The organism is Nocardioides sp. dk884 (assembly GCF_009557055.1).
Taxonomy (GTDB): Bacteria; Actinomycetota; Actinomycetes; order Propionibacteriales; family Nocardioidaceae; genus Nocardioides.
In genome coordinates this window covers 472781-488930 of sequence record NZ_CP045649.1, presented here as the reverse complement: position 1 = coordinate 488930, position 16150 = coordinate 472781, and the positions used below count along the sequence as shown (strand labels likewise).

The following is a 16150-nucleotide window of genomic DNA, read 5'->3' as shown; positions in this document are numbered from 1 at the left end:
GGCGGTGCGTGCCGGTCACTCGACGACGAGCTCGAGGTCGTCGCGGCGCACCAGCCCGTCGACGCCGATCTTGGCCAGCAGCTCGGAGATCGGGCCATGGCCGGGCAGCTCGGCGTCGGGCTCGAGGTCGAACCACGGCTTGAGCACGAAGGCGCGCTCGGCGGCGCGCGGGTGCGGCAGGCGCAGGAAGTCCTCGTTGCTGCGCCGGTCGCCGACGACGATCAGGTCGACGTCGAGGGTGCGCGGGGCGTTCGGGGTCTCGCCACGCTCCCGCTCGAAGGCGTCCTCGATCGCCAGCGCGCGATCCATGAGGCGCGTCGCGGCGAGGGTGGTGTCGATGAGCAGGACGGCGTTGAGGAACGGCTTCGCCTCCGGCGGGCAGTCCACCGGGGCGGTCTCGTAGACCGGTGAGACGGCGGTGACCCAGACATCGGGGGTGTCGGCGACCGCGTTGATCGCGCCCTGGAGGCTCGCCATCCGCTCCCCGAGGTTGGATCCCAGCGCCAGGACCGCGCGCCGGATCGGACGCATCTCACCGGTGAGGGTGTCGGCGTCGATGATGTGCGGGTTGGGAGTCTCAGTCACTTGTCGGCCTCGCGTCTACGGGTGATCGTGAGGGTCACGTCGGTGAACGTTCCCTCGATGGGTGCGTTGGGCTTGTGGACCGTGACCCGCGCCCATTGAACACGTTCGTCCAAGAGGCAGACGTCAGCGATGCGCTGGGCCAGGGTTTCGATCAGGTCGACCGGATCGTTCTCCACGGCGGTCCTCACCGCGGCCACGAGACTTCCGTAGTCGACGGTGTCGTGCAAGTCGTCCGAGCCGGCGGCCGGGCGGGTGTCGATCCCGAGCACGAGGTCGATGACGAAGGTCTGCCCCTCGCGCCGCTCGAAGTCGAAGACGCCGTGGTGGCCTCGGCACTCGATGCCGAGGACGGCCAGCTCGTCGGGCTCTCCCCGCGCTGTTCGGTGGGTCACAGGGGTTCCTCTCGGTGGTACGGCGGGTTGAGCAGCTGGTGGGCGGCGAGGGCGTCGCGACTGGCCCGGACCTCGTGCACGCGCACGCACCAGACCTGCTGACGCGCGCAGTGCAGGGTGATCGCGACGTTGGCGTACTCGCGCTCCCCCACCGGTCTCGGCTCCCCGTCGCGGTCGGCCAGCAGCCGGCCGAGGAAGGTCTTGCGGCTGGCCCCGATGAGCACCGGGAAGCCCAGGTCGCGCAGCCAGGACAGGTCGCGCAGCAGCTCCCAGTTGTGCTCGCCGACCTTGGCGAAGCCCAGCCCGGGATCCAGCACGACCTGCTCGTCGCGCACGCCCGCCGCGCGGATCGCCGCGACGCGCTGGGAGAGCTCCTCGCGCACCGCCGCGACCACCCCGCCGGGGCCGTCGTAGCGGGCGAAGTCGTTCATGTGGTGGGAGTGGGCGCGCCAGTGCATCGCGACGTACGTCGCCCCGGTCGCGGCGACCACGTCGAGGATCTCGGGGTCCGCGAGGCCACCGGAGACGTCGTTGACGACGACCGCGCCGGCCTCGATCGCGGCCGCGGCGACCTCGGCGCGCATGGTGTCGACCGAGACCACCGCGCCCGCCGCAGCCAGCTCGGAGATCACGGGTACGACGCGGGAGAGCTCCTCGGAGACCAGGGGCCGCGTCGAGCCGGGACGGGTGGACTCACCACCGATGTCGAGCAGGTCGGCGCCCTCGGCGAGCAGCCGGCGCCCGTGGGCCACCGCCGCCTCCGGCTCGACGTAACGACCGCCGTCGGAGAAGGAGTCCGGGGTGACGTTGACGATGCCCATCACCGCGGGACGGGTGAGGTCCCGGAGGTCGGGGGGCAGCATCGACACGGCCCCGACGCTACCGGGCCGCACGCGGCACCGGCACCACGGGTCAGCGACGCGGACTGCTGATCAGCGCCATCGCCTCGGCCCGCGTCGCCGGCTCGGTGAGCATGCTGCCGCGCACCGCGGAGGTGATCGTGCGGGCGCCGGCCTTGCGCACCCCGCGCATGGTCATGCACAGGTGCTCGGCCTCGATCACGACGATCACGCCGCGCGCCTCGAGGATCCGCGTCAGCGCGTCCGCGACCTGGCTGGTGAGGCGCTCCTGCACCTGGGGGCGCTTGGCGTAGACGTCGACGAGGCGGGCCAGCTTGGACAGCCCGGTGATCTTGCCGGTCTCCGCGGGGATGTAGCCGACGTGGGCCACCCCGGTGAAGGGGACGAGGTGGTGCTCGCACATCGACCACAGCTCGATGTCGCGGACCAGCACCATCTCCTCGTGACCGAGGTCGAAGGTGGTGGTCAGCACGTCCTCGGGGGTCATCCGCAGGCCGGCCGTCAGCTCGGCGTAGGCGCGGGCCACCCGCGCGGGCGTCTCCCGCAGACCCTCGCGCTCGGGGTCCTCGCCGATCGCGTGCAGCAGCTCGCGGATCGCGGCCTCGGCGCGTGCGTGGTCGTACGGGGCGAGCTCGGCGGGAGCGCGGTCTGGAAGGCTCACCGGGTCCGTCACACCGCACCCGGAGGGGTCGAGGAGGAACCGGACGAGGGCGGGGTGGGCGTGCTGCCGCCGCCACCGAGACCGGGGTCGCCGTGCACGTCGCCGCCGGGACCGGGCGGGGTCACCACGACCGAGGAGCCGTTCTCCTCGACGCGTCCGCCGTTGTGCGCGCGGGCACGGATCTCGGCCGGGATCTCGACCGCAGGACGGTCCGAGGGGCGTCGCGTGGGCGACCCGGTCCATGCGGGGCGCACGGGGCGCCGGCGCAGCGGCTCGAAGATGCGGGCCACCTCGGCCTTGTCGAGGGTCTCCTTGTCGAGGAGCTCCAAGACGAGCTGGTCGAGCACGTCGCGGTTCTCCTCGAGGATGTCGAAGGCCTCCTGGTGCGCCGCGGCCAGCAGCTTCTTGGTCTCGTCGTCGACGATCGCCGCGACGTCCTCGGAGTAGTTGCGCGCGTGCCCCATGTCGCGGCCCAGGAACGGCTCGCCCTGAGTCTCACCGAGCTTGATGGCGCCCAGGCGCTCGGTCATGCCGTACTGGGTGACCATCGCGCGGGCCAGGTTGGTGGCCTTCTCGATGTCGTTGCCGGCGCCGGTGGTCGGGTCGTGGAAGACCATCTCCTCCGCGGCGCGGCCACCGAGCATGTAGGCCAGCTTGTCCAGCATCTCCGCACGTGTCTGGGAGTACTTGTCCTCGTCGGGCAGCACCATCGTGTAGCCGAGGGCGCGACCGCGGGGCAGGATCGTGATCTTGTGCACCGGGTCGGTGCCGGGCAGCGCCGCGGCGACCAGGGCGTGGCCGCCCTCGTGGTAGGCGGTGATGAGCTTCTCGTTCTCGCTCATCAGCCGGGTCCGGCGCTGCGGGCCGGCGATGACGCGGTCGATGGCCTCGTCCAGCGCGGCGTTGGTGATCAGCTTCTCGTTGGTGCGCGCGGTGAGCAGCGCGGCCTCGTTGAGCACGTTGGCCAGGTCGGCGCCGGTGAACCCAGGCGTACGACGCGCGACGGAGCGCAGGTCGATGTCGGGGGCCATCGGCTTGCCGCGCGAGTGGACCTGGAGGATCTGGTGGCGCCCGGACAGGTCCGGGGCGTCGACCTGGATCTGGCGGTCGAAGCGACCCGGACGCAGCAGCGCGGGGTCCAGCACGTCGGGACGGTTGGTCGCGGCGATGAGGATGACCCCGCCGCGGACGTCGAAGCCGTCCATCTCGACCAGCAGCTGGTTGAGGGTCTGCTCGCGCTCGTCGTGACCGCCGCCCATGCCGGCGCCGCGGTGGCGACCGACGGCGTCGATCTCGTCGATGAAGACGATCGCCGGGGCGTTCTCCTTGGCCTGCTCGAACAGGTCGCGGACGCGGGAGGCACCCACGCCGACGAACATCTCGACGAAGTCGGAGCCGGAGATCGAGTAGAACGGGACGCCGGCCTCACCGGCGACGGCGCGGGCCAGCAGGGTCTTGCCGGTGCCGGGCGGGCCGTAGAGCAGCACGCCCTTGGGGATCTTGGCGCCCACGGCCTGGAACTTGGCGGGCTCCTGGAGGAACTCCTTGATCTCGCCGAGCTCCTCGATGGCCTCCTCGGCGCCGGCGACGTCGCTGAACGTCGTCTTCGGCATGTCCTTGGTGATCAGCTTGGCCTTGGACTTGGCGAACTGCATGACGCCGCGACCGCCGCCGCCCTGCATGCTGTTGATCAGCCAGAAGAACACCACGACGATCAAGATGATCGGCAGGAAGGTCAGCAGCAGCGAGCCCAGGAAGCTGGCCTCGGCGACCTCGGTGTTGTACTCCTCGATCTCGTCGGCGTCGATCTGACGCTGCACCTCATCGGCGATCCCGGCCTGGGTGCCGTTGAGCCAGTGCGTCATCACCTCGTCGCCGTCGTCGCGCACGCCCTCGTCGAGGGTCGCGCGGATCTCCTGGTCACCGTCGACGAAGGTGATCTCCTTGACCTGGCCTGCCTCGATGTAGGCGGTCATCTCCGAGGTGCTGATCTCGTCGCCGCCCGCATTCGGGGCGAGGTACTGCAAAGCGAGCAGCACACCGACCACTGCGACGACGATCCAGACCCAGGGACCCTTGAATATGCGCTTCACTGACTTCTCTCGACTCGAGCACGACTGAAGTGCCGACGGTACATCCCGCCGACAATCACGATTCTCTCAGGAAGCCCGCGCGCCCGGGCCGACGTCCGCCGACGGACCCGGTCAGGAGTAGACGTGCGGCGCCAGGGTGCCGATGTCGCGCAGGTTGCGGTAGCGCTCCTTGTAGTCCAGGCCGTAGCCGACCACGAACTCGTTGGGGATGTCCCAGCCGACGTACTTCACGTCGACCGGCATCGTGAGCGCCTCGGGCTTGCGCAGCAGGGTGCAGATCTCGACGCTCGCGGGGTTGCGCGAGGTGAGGTTGCTGGTGAGCCACGACAGGGTGAGCCCGGTGTCGATGATCTCGTCGACGACGATCACGTGCCGACCCGAGATGTCGGTGTCGAGGTCCTTGAGGATGCGGACGACGCCGCTCGACTTGGTGCCCGAGCCGTAGGAGGAGACCGCCATCCAGTCCATCTCGATGTGACGGGAGAACGAGCGGGCCATGTCGGCCATCACCATCACCGCGCCGCGCAGGATGCCGACGATGAGGAGGTCCTCCCCCTCGTAGTCACGCTCGATCTCGCGGGCCAGCTCACCGATCCGCTCCTGGATCTGGGCCTCGGTGAAGAGAACGTTGACGAGGTCCTGTTCGACGTGCGCTGCGTCCATGGGCGACACCCTAGACGTCCCCACCGGGGCGCCCGGACGCCGGGCGCGGGGGCGGGCGGCCCGCCCCCGCGGCGGCTCACCGGCGGAAGGTGACCTTGAGCGGCAGGCTCCGGGCCGCGGAGGCCTTGAACTGCGCCGAGCCGGCGTAGGAGACGCTCAGCGAGTAGGCCCGCTGCTTCGGCTGCGCGGGGCAGCGCTTCTTCTTGCGCTGCGCCTTGGTGCAGGTGACCTTGGCCGGGCCGGCGAGCTTGCCGGTGCGCAGGGTGACGACGCCGTCGCGCAGCGTGGCCGAGCCCGAGTCGACGGTCTTCGCACCCGACTTCACCTGGTAGCTCACCTTCCCCGAGGGCACGGCCGTGCTGCCGGTGTCGGCACCGGGCGCGACGCGCACGGAGACCGAGGCCCGGGACCGGTTGCCGATCGTGGTGCGGGACGCCTTCGCCGTGGTCAGGGAGGCGACCTTCTGGTACCGCACGGTGATCGGGTCGAGCTCGAGCACCTCACGCCGCTTGAGCTCGATGCCGTCCTCCTCACCGACCCAGGTGGTGCGGATCGGGTGGGCGGAGCCGGGGCCGGTGCTGACCTTGAGCATGTAGAGCATGTCGGGACCGCCCCGCAGCTTGTAGAGCTCGAAGTCCCCGCCGTACGTCAGGCCGCTGGACAGCACGCCGTCGATGTCCTCCCAGTAGTCGTAGGCCTCGACGCGGGCGTTCTCGACGGGCTTGCCGCTGGGGTCCACGACGCTGCCGAAGATCCAACCGCGACCGGGCTCGGGGGTGCCGGCCAGCTGGGCGGCGGTGAGGGTGGGCGCCTCGAACCGGGGCGCGGTGTCCCGGTCGACGGCTTGGGCGGCGACCGGAGCGAGACCGGCGGCGAGCAGTCCCGTGAGGGTGAGGGCGAGCACGCCGGAACGGCGGGGGCGGAGGGCCATGAGAGGGGGTTCCTTCGTGAGGGCGGGGGCCCGGGAGCCGGGCTGCCCGAGCCTAGGGCGGCGCACGGGGTGTCGGCCGGGAGAAGTCCCGGAATGACCCGGCCGTGCACCGCAGTGGTCCAGATGGGCCAGGGCGCACCCGACCCCGTGCGTGTCGGCGCGAGCCCCGCCGGGAACTCCGCTCTCGTACCGAGGAAGGCAACCACCTGCACCGTCTCCTGCCCGCCACCGCCGTCGCCGCCACCGCCCTGCTCACCCTCACCGGCTGCTTCCGCATCGACCTCGACCTCGTGGTCGACCCCGACGACGTGGTCTCGGGCACGATCGTGACCGCCGTCGACACCGAGGCGCTCGAGGAGCTTCGCACGATGTTCGCCGACCTGAAGGACGCCTTCCCCGAGAGCGGGGCCGGCGGGAAGAACGGCGACGAGGTCTCCTTCACCGAGCTGCCGCTGGCCGGCCTCACCGAGGCGCTCAGCGACGAGGACGGCGAGGAGACCCTGGAGATCACCCGTGACGGCGACACCTACCGGGTGGCGATGACCCTCGACCTGAGCGACGCCGCAGGCGAGGACGCGGTCGAGGAGATGGACCCCGCGGCGCTGGGGATGCGCGAGCCGGAGGGGCGGGTCAGCATCACCCTGCCCGGGCGGATCGTCGAGGCCAACGGCGAGACGACGAGCACACCGTGACCTGGGAGCTCGCCGCGACCGAGAGCAACGAGCTGACAGCGACCGCGACCCTGGCTGACGAGACGGGCCCGGCGGCGGCGCAGGAGCCGGCCGCCGAGGAGTCCTCGAGCACCGGCCTGGTGGTCGCGGCGCCGGAGCCTGCCTCAGGCCTGAGCGGTGTCCGCCGGGCCGTCGCCGCGGCGGTGGGCCGCCACCCGCAGCACCCCGGCCGAGCGCGTCCCTCGCACGTGGCCCGGCAGGTCGACCCACTTCTGCCCCCGCCAGCCGGTGACGAGCGCGTCCAGCGCCAGCACGTGGTCGTGGAACAGCTCCGAGGGCGGCGAGCCGGCGGCGAGTGCCGCCAGCCGCAGCACCCGGCGTCGTACGGCGTCGGGCAGCGCAGCCAGGCCGTCCACCGGCAGCCCGGCGGCGGGGTCGTCGGGCGCGACGTCGGCGTACGCACGCTCGGCGAGGTCGTCGAGCAGGTCCATGTCGACGCGCAGCTGGTCCGCGGTGCGGGCCAGGGTCGCCGCCACACCGGGGCCGAGGTGCTCCTCGAGCACCGGCAGCACCGCCCGCCGCACCCGCACCCGCGCATAGCCCGGGTCGTCGTTGTGGGGGTCGTGCCAGACCTCGATCCCCTCGACCTGGCAGGCGGTCACGGTGTCGTCGCGGGTGACGTCGAGCAGCGGGCGCCGGTAGCGATCGAAGCGCCGGCGCATCCCGGCGAGCGAGCGCCCTCCCGAGCCACGGGCGAGCCCCAGCAGCACGGTCTCGGCCTGGTCGTCGCGGGTGTGCCCGAGCAGCACCGCCGCCGCGCCGACGTGGCTGGCCATCTGCTCGAGCACCGTATAGCGCGCCCGCCGGGCGGCGGCCTCCGGGCCGAGCCCGGCGCCCTCGACCTGCACGCGCGCGGAGATCGTCTCGTCGGCGCCGAGCCGCGCCATCTGCTGCACGACCCGGGCGGTGACCTCCGCGGAGCCGGCCTGCAGCCCGTGGTCGACGCTCGCGCCGACGACGCGCAGCCCGGCCCGGTGGCCCTCGAAGACCGTCGCGGCGAGCAGTGCCATCGAGTCCGGGCCGCCGGAGCAGGCGACCAGGACGGGCGTGCCGGCCTCGAGGTCGTCGGTGCCGCGTCGTACGGCGCGGCGCACCGCGGCGACGGAGGGGTGCAGGCCCACGCGTCAGAGGACCCGGCGCAGCCAGGCGTCGGGGTCGTGGATCTCCGCGGTGGTGGGCAGGTTGGCCGGGCCCTCCCAGACGGCGTTGAACTGCTCCATGCCCGCGGTGCCGACCACGTGGCGCACGAAACGCGCGCCGTCACGGTACTGCGCCATCTTGGCGTCCAGCCCGAGCAGGCGGCGCAGCAGCCGGTCGAGGGCGCCGACACCCTGGCGGCGCTGGTCGAAGGAGGCGCGGATGCGCGCGACGCTGGGGATCACCGTGGGGCCGACGCCGTCCATCACGACGTCGGCGTGGCCCTCCAGCAGCGACATGACGCCGGTGACGCGGTCCACGATCTCGCGCTGGGCCGGGGAGCCGAGCACGTCCATGAGGCTGCCGCGGCCGCCGCCGCGCAGTGCCTCGACGACGCGCTGCAGCCCCGTCTCGACCAGCTCGGTGGAGTCGATGGTGTCGGCGATGGCACCGATCTCGGAGAACAGGTGCTCGCGCATCCACGGCACCGCGGTGAACTGCACGCGGTGGGTCTCCTCGTGCAGGCACACCCAGAGCCGGAAGTCGCGCGGGTCGGCGTCGATGGCCTGCTCGACGTGGACGATGTTGGGCGCGACCAGCAGCAGCCGGCCGTGCGGGTCGTGGAAGGGGTCGAACTGGCCCAGCACCCGCGAGGAGAGGAACCCGAGCAGCGAGCCGACCTCGGCGCCGGTCACCTTGGAGCCGAGGGTGAGCGCCAGGCCGGAGGGCGGACGCTTGGCGCTCAGCTGGTCCACGATCGGCGCCAGGACGGCCCGGAAGCCGTCGGCGTTGGCCTGCACCCAGCCGGGCCGGTCGACCACGAGCACCGGCGCGGTGTCGTCGGGTGCGTCCAGGCCGGTGAACTCGCGGACCAGGTCGGTGGAGCGCCGCGCGCCCTCGCGCAGCTCAGCGACGGTCGCCGCGGCGGACTCGCGGCCGACCTGCGGGCCGTCGCCGGCGATGCGGGAGCCGACCTTGACCGCGAAGCCCCAGTCGATCATCTCGGGGGCGGGTGGGAGCTGCTGAGTCATGTCCTGAACGTACCTGTGGGTGCCGACTGCCGGGTCACGACGAGCCCGCGCAGCGGCACGCGCCGAGCGCCGCGGCGGCCTCGTCGAGGGCGTCGCGGGCCTCGAGAGTGTCCTCGACCGCGACCTTGTCGGTCATCAGCACGAAGACCACCGGGACCCCGTCGAGCGTGGTGACGGTGCCGGCCAGGCTGCTGACGTTGGTGAGGGTGCCGGTCTTGGCGCGCACCCGTCCGCGCCCCTCGGGGGCGCCGGTGTCGAAGCGGTCGGTCAGCGAGCCCGAGAACGCCGCCACCGGCAGCCCGGACAGCAGCGAGGCGAGGTCCTCGCGCGGGTGCGTCGCCGCGACCCGCAGCACCCCGAGCAGCGTCTCGGGGCGCAGCCGGTTCTCCCGCGAGAGCCCGCTGCCGTCGAAGATCCTCGCCCCGGTGGTGGGCACGCCGAGGTCGGCGAGGACCTCGAGCACGGCGGCGGTGCCGGCCTCGAAGCTGCCCGTCCCGGCCACCGCGAGGCCGACGTGGCGCAGCACCACCTCGGTGGTCTCGTTGTCGCTGACCAGCAGCAGGTGCTCGACCAGCTGGCGCAGGGTCGGCCCGGTGACCGAGGCGAGCGGGGCCGCGTCGGCTCCCGCACGGCGGTGCTCGGGCTCGCCGAGCACCCGCACCCCGGCGCGGCGCAGCGCCGCGACGAACTCGTCCGCGGCCGCACGGGCCGGGTCGGCGACCCGACCGAACCCGTTCTCCGGACGCCCGCCGTCGACCCACAGCGCGCCGATCGGGGCGACCACCCCGTCGGGCACGTAGCCGGGCTCCCAGCCGGTGCTGGCGCTCGGGCCGGTGAACAGGAAGTCGTCGTAGGAGACCCGCACCGCGGGGCGGCCCTCGACGGCCAGCGCCGCCGCGGTCTCCTTGGCCAGCGTCACCACGTCGGCGCGGGGCGGCCAGCGGGTCTCCTCGCCCTCGCCGGTCGCCTCGACGGGGCGCGAGGCGAGCAGCGGGTCGCCGCCGCCGACCAGGGTGATCCGGGCCGGGCCGGAGCCGTTGTCGGGCTGCTGCAGCACGCGGGTCTCGAAGCCCGTGTCGGGGTCGAGCGCCGCGAGCGCGGCCAGCGAGGTCAGCAGCTTGGTGGTCGACGCCGGGATCGCTGTCGCGCTCCCCCGTCGTACGACGACCGGGGCACCGCCGGCGATCGGCGCGACCGCGGCGAGGACGTGCGGGCCGAGGTCCTCATCGCGCAGCTCCGGCTCGAGGACGCGGCGTACGGCGCGGGGATCCAGCTGACCGGCCACCGCCGGGCGCGCCAGCGGCGAGGGCTGCTCCACCGCCCCGAGCTCGATCCCGTCGGGCGGGGCGACCTCGGCGGGCGAGGCTGCCTCGCGCGGGCCGAGCCAGTCGTCGAGCAGGTCGTCGGCGACCTGGAAGCGGTAGGTGGCCACACCGCCGACCCCGAGAACCAGCACGAGGAGCAGCACGAGCCAGGTCGCAGCCCGGCCCGCTTCGGGCGCGCCGCCGTGGCGTCGGTCACGTCGAGGCACCCAGTCACTCCCATCAAGTGTGTGTTGCGGCCATTGTGCGCGAGACTGACCCCGTGCATCCCCGGCGGGGGTGACACCCTGATCGAAGAACACCCCGACCAGCGACTGCTGGCCATGACCATGTGGGCCCGTCGGCCCGGACCCAAAACGCGGAGGAATGACGTGCTCGAGTTCGACGTGCTGGTGGAGATCCCCAAGGGCGAGCGGAACAAGTACGAGGTGGACCACGAGTCCGGCCGGCTGCGCCTGGACCGCACGCTCTTCACGTCGACGCAGTACCCGGCCGACTACGGCTACATCGAGGAGACCCTCGGCCAGGACGGCGACCCGCTCGACGCCCTCGTGCTGCTGCAGCAGCCGACCTTCCCGGGCTGCCTGATCCGCTGCCGCGCGATCGGCATGTTCCGCATGACCGACGAGGCCGGCGGCGACGACAAGGTCCTCTGCGTCCCGGCGGCCGACCCGCGCCTGGAGCACCTGCGCGACATCAGCCACGTCTCCCGCTTCGACCGCCTGGAGATCCAGCACTTCTTCGAGGTCTACAAGGACCTCGAGCCCGGCAAGTCCGTCGAGGGCGCCGAGTGGGTCGGCCGCGCCGAGGCCGAGGCCGAGGTCCTCGCCTCCTTCGAGCGTGCGAAGGAGACCGGCGGCCACTGAGCCCCGCCCCGTCGTACGACGAGCGCCAGCGCCCCGCGGGGCACTGGCGCTCGTTGCGTCTGGGACCGCTCAGCCCACGAGGTCGGGGCTGCGCAGCATCGCCGGAGGGATCGCGAAGGCGTCGACGAGGTCCTCGGCCAGCGGGCGCACCCGGCGGCACAGGCTGCCGATCTCACGGGTGATCGCCTTGGAGCGGGCGACCGAGAGCCGGCCGTGCTCCATGAACCAGGCCCGATCGGCCTCCAGCACGCTCAGCGCGTGCAGGTCGCACAGCAGCCCCATCGCGATCTTCTCCTCGCACTCGGGCATCGCGCGCACCTTGTCGACGAACGCCTCGAGGACCAGCCGCTCGACGTGGGCGCGGGCGGCGCCGATCACGTGGTCCTGCACCCGGGAGAAGACCGCGCCCGGCGCCATGCCGTCGTCGATGCCGCGCTTGAGCCGACGCGCGGCGCCGCTGATCATGTGCTCCTCGCGGAAGCGGAACATCGCCAGCTGGTAGTCGGAGTCGAGGATGCCCGCCTCCTGGTCCCACTCGTCACCGCCGGGCAGCACGTCCTTGATCCGCTCGAGCAGCTGGTGCACGCGGGTCTTCTCCACGACCGTCTCGACCGCCAGGCCCGCGACGAAGCGCACCAGGCCGAGCTGGTCCATGTCCTCGAACTCGCTGGCGTAGTCGGTCAGCAGCCCCTTGGCGACCAGCTGGAGCAGCACGTGGTTGTCGCCCTCGAAGGTGGTGAAGACGTCGGTGTCGGCCTTCAGCGCGGCGAACCGGTTGATCGCGAGGTAGCCCGCGCCGCCGCAGGCCTCGCGGCACTCCTGGATGGTGCGCGTGGCGTGCCAGGTGCCGAGCGCCTTGGTGCCGGCCGCGCGCGCCTCGAGCTCGCGCTTGACGTGCTCGTCGGTGACCAGGCCCGAGGTCACGTCGTGCAGCTGCCCGGCGACGACCTCCTGGGCGAAGTGCATCGCGTAGGTGCGCGCCAGGAGCGGCAGCAGCCGCCGCTGGTGCAGCCCGTAGTCGAGCAGCAGCTCCTCCGGCCCGTCGCTGCTGGCCTCGAACTGCCGGCGCCGCAGCGCGTGCTTGACCGCGATCGTGAGCGCCACCTTGGCGGCGTTGATGCCGGCGCCGCCGACACAGACGCGTCCTTGGATCAGGGTCCCGAGCATCGTGAAGAACCGCCGCCCGGGGCTCTCGATCGCGCTCTCGTAGACGCCCTCGGGGGTGACGTCGGCGAACCGGTTCAGCAGCGCGGCGCGCGGGACGCGCACGTCGTCGAACCAGATCCGGCCGTTGTCGACGCCGTTGAGCCCCATCTTGAGCCCGTCGTCCTCGATGCGGATGCCGGGCAGACACGCGCCGTGGGCGTCGCGCAGCGGCACCACGAACGCGTGCACGCCCTCGGAGCTGCCCCCGACCTCGAGCTGGGCGAAGACGACCGCCACCCGGGCGTGCCGGGCAGCGTTGCCGATGTAGTCCTTGCGGGCGCTGTCGTCGGGGGTGGTGATCACGAACTCCTGCGTCGCAGGGTCGTACGTCGCGCGGGTGCCGAGCGCCTGCACGTTGGAGCCGTGCCCGGTCTCGGTCATCGCGAAGCAGCCGAGCAGGTCGCCGCGGACCAGGTCGGCGAGGTAGCGGTCGTGGTGCTCGCGAGTGCCGAGCTGGAGGATCGCGCCACCGAAGAGGCCGAACTGCACCCCGACCTTCACCAGCACCGAGAGGTCGCCGTACGCGAGGGTCTCGAAGGCGGCCACCGAGGCGCCGATGTCACCGCCCCCGCCGTACTCCTCGGGGAAGCCCATGCCGGTCTGGCCGGTGGCGGCCATCTCCAGCACGACGTCCTTGACGCGCTCGCGGAACGCGTGGTGGTCCATGGTCTCGGCGTCCTCGAGGACGCTGGAGAAGGTCTCCAGGTTGGTGCGGACCAGGTCGCGGACCTCGGCGTAGCGCCCGTCGAGCAGGGCGGTCAGCGCCCCGACGTCGACGGAGGGGCTGCGCCGGGTGTCGGCCTCGGTCGCCCCGGGGACGGCGCTCGGGACCGGTCCGGTGGGGACCTCGGGGACGTGGGGGACGGCGGACGGGGACACGGCGGAGGGGTGCACGGTGTCGGCGGACATGGCCCCACGTTACCCACGGGTCACCCACGTCAGACGTGGTCCGGACAGGCGCCCGGCGCGCTCAGGGACGCGCGTAGAAGGTGGGCGGCGTCCAGTAGTACATCGACTCCTCGGTCACCGGACGGCCCGTGCGGGGGGCGTGCACGATGCGCCCGTCGCCGACGTACAGCGCGACGTGGAAGATCGACGACGGGCTGGAGGTGGAGCCCCAGAAGACCAGGTCACCGGGGCGCAGGTCACCGGCCCCGATCGGGGTCGACTGCTCGTACTGCGCGACCGAGTAGTGCGGCAGCGGCTTCCCGCCGGCCGCCCAGGCGCCGGAGGTGAGTCCGGAGCAGTCCCACGCGTCCGGCCCGGCGGCGGCCCAGCGGTACGGCTCCCCGAGCTGGGCGCGTGCGAAGGCCACGGCGGCAGCGGCGCCCGAGGCCACCGGCGGCGCCGGGGCGGGCTGGGGGGTCGGGGGCACCGGCGCGCTCGGCTGGGTCGGCGCGCTCGGTGTGCTCGGCTGGGTCGGTGTGCTCGGCGGGGTCACCGGGGCGGGGTCCGGGGCCGGAGCGGCGACGGGGCCGGGATGGGGGGCCTGCTGGTCGGCGGCCTGGACCTCGGCCTCGACGGCCGCGGCGGCGGTCTCGGCGGCGCGGCGCTCCAGGTCGGACTGGCGGCGCTCGGCGAGGACGACGCTGATCCCCTCGAGACGGGCCAGGTCGGCGACCAGGTCGGCCTTCTCGGCCGCGATCGCGGCGGCCTCGTCCGCGGCGGCGCGGGCGGCCCCGGCGGCGGCGTCGCGTGCCGCGCGCGCCTGCTCGGCGCTCTCCCGGGCCTGATCCGCGGCCTGCGCCGCCTGATCGGCGCTGACCTCGGCGACGGTCGCCGCCGCACGGTAGGCCTCGGCGCGCTGCTCGAGCGCCTCCTGGGCGTTGCCGACGACAGTGGTGGTCTCCAGCACCGAGGTGATGCCGTCGGACTCGGTGAGCGCCGCGAGGGCGCTCAGCTCGGGTGCCAGCTGGTAGGAGGCGACCATCGCGTCGGCGTACACGCGACGCTGACGCTCGCCGAGCTCGCCGGCGCGGGTGGCGGATCGCTGGGACGCGCGCAGCTCGCGGCGCGCCTCGGCGGCCGCCCACCGGGCGCCGTTGTAGGCCTCGGCGGCCTGCGCGGCCTCCTCCGCGCTCGCCCGGAGCCGGGCGTCGGCGAGGGCCAGCCGGGCTCGCGTCGCGGCCAGCTCGCCGGCGCGGTCCAGCGCGGCGTCCTCCGCCCGGGCCACCTCGGCGCGCGAGGGGACCTCCTCGTCGGCGAGTGCAGCGGTGCTGCCGCTCAGGCAGCCGAGCGCGAGCGCGCCGGCGAGACCTGTCGCCACGAGCGAGGCCGGCAGCGCCCGACGCGGCCCGCGGGCCACGGCGGTTCTCCGCAGGGAGTTCTGAGTGCGCACACGCTGCCTTCCGCCGGGTCCCACGACTCGACACCCCGGGCGTCTTCCTCTCCGTCCGGGGCGTCTCGGCAGTCACGCTAGTGAACTCTGGTCACAAGCGCCACATTTTGCCCATCTTTCTCTGCGCAGCCCGGCGTGTCGGCTTGACGAATTACAAGAATGTAATTCGCGCTGCCGGTGGGCCGTCGGCCGTGGCGGCGGAGAAAGACCGACCCCCGGCGGTCCGTCGGGAGACGGTCCGGCCGGGGGTCGGCGGTGCAGCAGATGCGGAGGCGGCGTCAGTGCCGGCCCACGGGGACCGCGGAGGTCGTCGTGATCGGGTGCGACCGCAGGCCGCCGCGCTCGAACTTCTGACCGGTGGCGAGGCCGCCGAGCCAGAAGGCGATCAGCGCGATCACGACGCCGCCGGCGACGTCGGCGACGTAGTGCCAGCCGAAGTAGATCGTCGCGACCACGGTGACCGCGAAGTTGGCCCAGGCGATGATGCGCAGCGCCTTGTTGCGCACGGTGTACTGGATCATCAGCGCCCACAGCAGCGTGACGCCGGTGTGCAGGCTGGCGAAGCCGGCGACGCCTTGGGCCTCGCCCGTCCCCCAGCGCACGCCCTGGCGCGCGTTGACCAGCGAGTTCATCAGGTCGGTGGTGCCGGTGTGGGTGAGGTCGGTGTAGAGGAACGGGTACTCCAGGCCCGGCCCGATGGTGGGCAGCAGGTAGTAGGTGACGGTGCCGAGCGCCCAGATGATGCCCTGGGAGGTCACGAACCACCACCCGAAGGAGATGTTGCGCGACCACACCAGCCACACGGTCACGAGGATCGCGACCAGCGGGATGAACCACAGGTAGATCGTGGACAGGAAGTGCGCCGTGAAGAAGGTGCCGAGCACCTCGTGGAGGACCGGCCCGGGCTCGTGGCCGAAGAACAGCACCCGGTCCAGCATGTGCAGCTCGCGGTCGTACATCGCCGAGTTCACCTCGGGCAGGAACGACTTCAGGTTGCGGTAGCAGACGTAGATCACGTAGAAGCACACGATGCCGACGCCGACCAGCGTGAGCCGTTCGCGGGTCCAGTGGGTGCGCCAGCGCTCGCGGAAGATCGCGGGCATCTGGGCGGGCTTGCCCTTGGAGACCCAGATCGTGCGCGGCACGAGGTCGAGCAGGAGCGCGCCGCCGAGCAGCAGCGGCAGCCGCAGCCAGGAGGGGCCGAGGAAGCTGCCCTCAGGGTCGATGAGCGGCCGGTCCAGCGCCACCGAGGTGACCACCGCCCAGGCGCCCATGACGACGGCGAGCACGACGAGGAGGGCATAGGAACGGCGATACACGCCGGCAGTCTAGGA

Annotated in this window: 15 protein-coding genes; 2 read left to right on the top strand and 13 right to left on the bottom strand. The window is 72.8% G+C overall.

What is annotated here, in order from left to right:
- Positions 1-15 precede the first annotated feature (15 nt).
- From folK to GFH29_RS02330, 7 genes are all read right to left on the bottom strand, one after another.
- Positions 16-585 (bottom strand): 2-amino-4-hydroxy-6-hydroxymethyldihydropteridine diphosphokinase, encoded by a 570-nt coding sequence (folK, locus tag GFH29_RS02360; protein ID WP_153321876.1) that lies wholly within the window; start codon positions 583-585, stop codon positions 16-18.
- Positions 582-977, bottom strand: a complete 396-nt coding sequence (gene folB / locus GFH29_RS02355) for a dihydroneopterin aldolase (protein WP_153321875.1) — start codon at positions 975-977, stop codon at positions 582-584. Before folB ends, folK begins: the two co-directional genes overlap by 4 nt.
- The gene (folP, locus tag GFH29_RS02350; protein ID WP_228387871.1) at positions 974-1840 is read right to left on the bottom strand and encodes a dihydropteroate synthase; all 867 of its coding nucleotides are present in this window, start codon (positions 1838-1840) and stop codon (positions 974-976) included. Before folP ends, folB begins: the two co-directional genes overlap by 4 nt.
- A gap of 49 nt (positions 1841-1889) precedes the next feature.
- Positions 1890-2510, bottom strand: a complete 621-nt coding sequence (gene folE, locus GFH29_RS02345; RefSeq protein ID WP_153321874.1) for a GTP cyclohydrolase I FolE — start codon at positions 2508-2510, stop codon at positions 1890-1892.
- The gene (gene ftsH / locus GFH29_RS02340; protein WP_153321873.1) at positions 2507-4591 is read right to left on the bottom strand and encodes an ATP-dependent zinc metalloprotease FtsH; all 2085 of its coding nucleotides are present in this window, start codon (positions 4589-4591) and stop codon (positions 2507-2509) included. Before ftsH ends, folE begins: the two co-directional genes overlap by 4 nt.
- Before the next feature lie 111 nt (positions 4592-4702).
- Entirely contained in the window at positions 4703-5254 is a 552-nt protein-coding gene (hpt, locus tag GFH29_RS02335; RefSeq protein WP_153321872.1) for a hypoxanthine phosphoribosyltransferase, read from the bottom strand.
- A 76-nt stretch (positions 5255-5330) separates the two neighbouring features.
- Positions 5331-6185: a hypothetical protein gene (locus GFH29_RS02330; protein ID WP_153321871.1), complete on the bottom strand. Its 855-nt coding sequence runs from the start codon at positions 6183-6185 to the stop codon at positions 5331-5333.
- A gap of 104 nt (positions 6186-6289) precedes the next feature.
- Between GFH29_RS02330 and GFH29_RS02325 the strand changes: the two genes are divergently transcribed.
- On the top strand, positions 6290-6877 hold the full coding sequence (locus GFH29_RS02325) for an LppM family (lipo)protein (protein WP_153321870.1): 588 nt from the start codon (positions 6290-6292) through the stop codon (positions 6875-6877).
- Positions 6878-7020: 143 nt separating this feature from the next.
- Here the strand turns inward: GFH29_RS02325 and tilS are convergent, their stop codons facing one another.
- Genes tilS through dacB form a run of 3 tightly spaced genes read right to left on the bottom strand, consistent with a single transcriptional unit; the run spans position 7021 to position 10615 of the window.
- Complete coding sequence (gene tilS, locus GFH29_RS02320) at positions 7021-8037, bottom strand: tRNA lysidine(34) synthetase TilS (RefSeq protein WP_153321869.1); 1017 nt, start codon at positions 8035-8037, stop codon at positions 7021-7023.
- 3 nt (positions 8038-8040) lie between these two features.
- On the bottom strand, positions 8041-9084 hold the full coding sequence (locus GFH29_RS02315) for a zinc-dependent metalloprotease (RefSeq protein WP_228387715.1): 1044 nt from the start codon (positions 9082-9084) through the stop codon (positions 8041-8043).
- A gap of 34 nt (positions 9085-9118) precedes the next feature.
- Entirely contained in the window at positions 9119-10615 is a 1497-nt protein-coding gene (gene dacB, locus GFH29_RS02310) for a D-alanyl-D-alanine carboxypeptidase/D-alanyl-D-alanine-endopeptidase (RefSeq protein WP_194288900.1), read from the bottom strand.
- Positions 10616-10777: 162 nt separating this feature from the next.
- Here dacB and GFH29_RS20405 point away from each other — a divergent pair, with 162 nt between their 5' ends.
- Complete coding sequence (locus GFH29_RS20405; protein WP_416224758.1) at positions 10778-11272, top strand: inorganic diphosphatase; 495 nt, start codon at positions 10778-10780, stop codon at positions 11270-11272.
- A 69-nt stretch (positions 11273-11341) separates the two neighbouring features.
- Here GFH29_RS20405 and GFH29_RS02305 read toward each other — a convergent pair whose 3' ends face one another.
- From GFH29_RS02305 to GFH29_RS02295, 3 genes are all read right to left on the bottom strand, one after another.
- Entirely contained in the window at positions 11342-13387 is a 2046-nt protein-coding gene (locus GFH29_RS02305; protein WP_153321867.1) for an acyl-CoA dehydrogenase, read from the bottom strand.
- A gap of 61 nt (positions 13388-13448) precedes the next feature.
- Positions 13449-14783, bottom strand: coding sequence for a C40 family peptidase (locus GFH29_RS02300; protein ID WP_153321866.1), 1335 nt, complete (start codon positions 14781-14783; stop codon positions 13449-13451).
- A 311-nt stretch (positions 14784-15094) separates the two neighbouring features.
- Positions 15095-16135, bottom strand: coding sequence for a phosphatase PAP2 family protein (locus tag GFH29_RS02295; protein ID WP_228387714.1), 1041 nt, complete (start codon positions 16133-16135; stop codon positions 15095-15097).
- Positions 16136-16150: the final 15 nt, after the last annotated feature.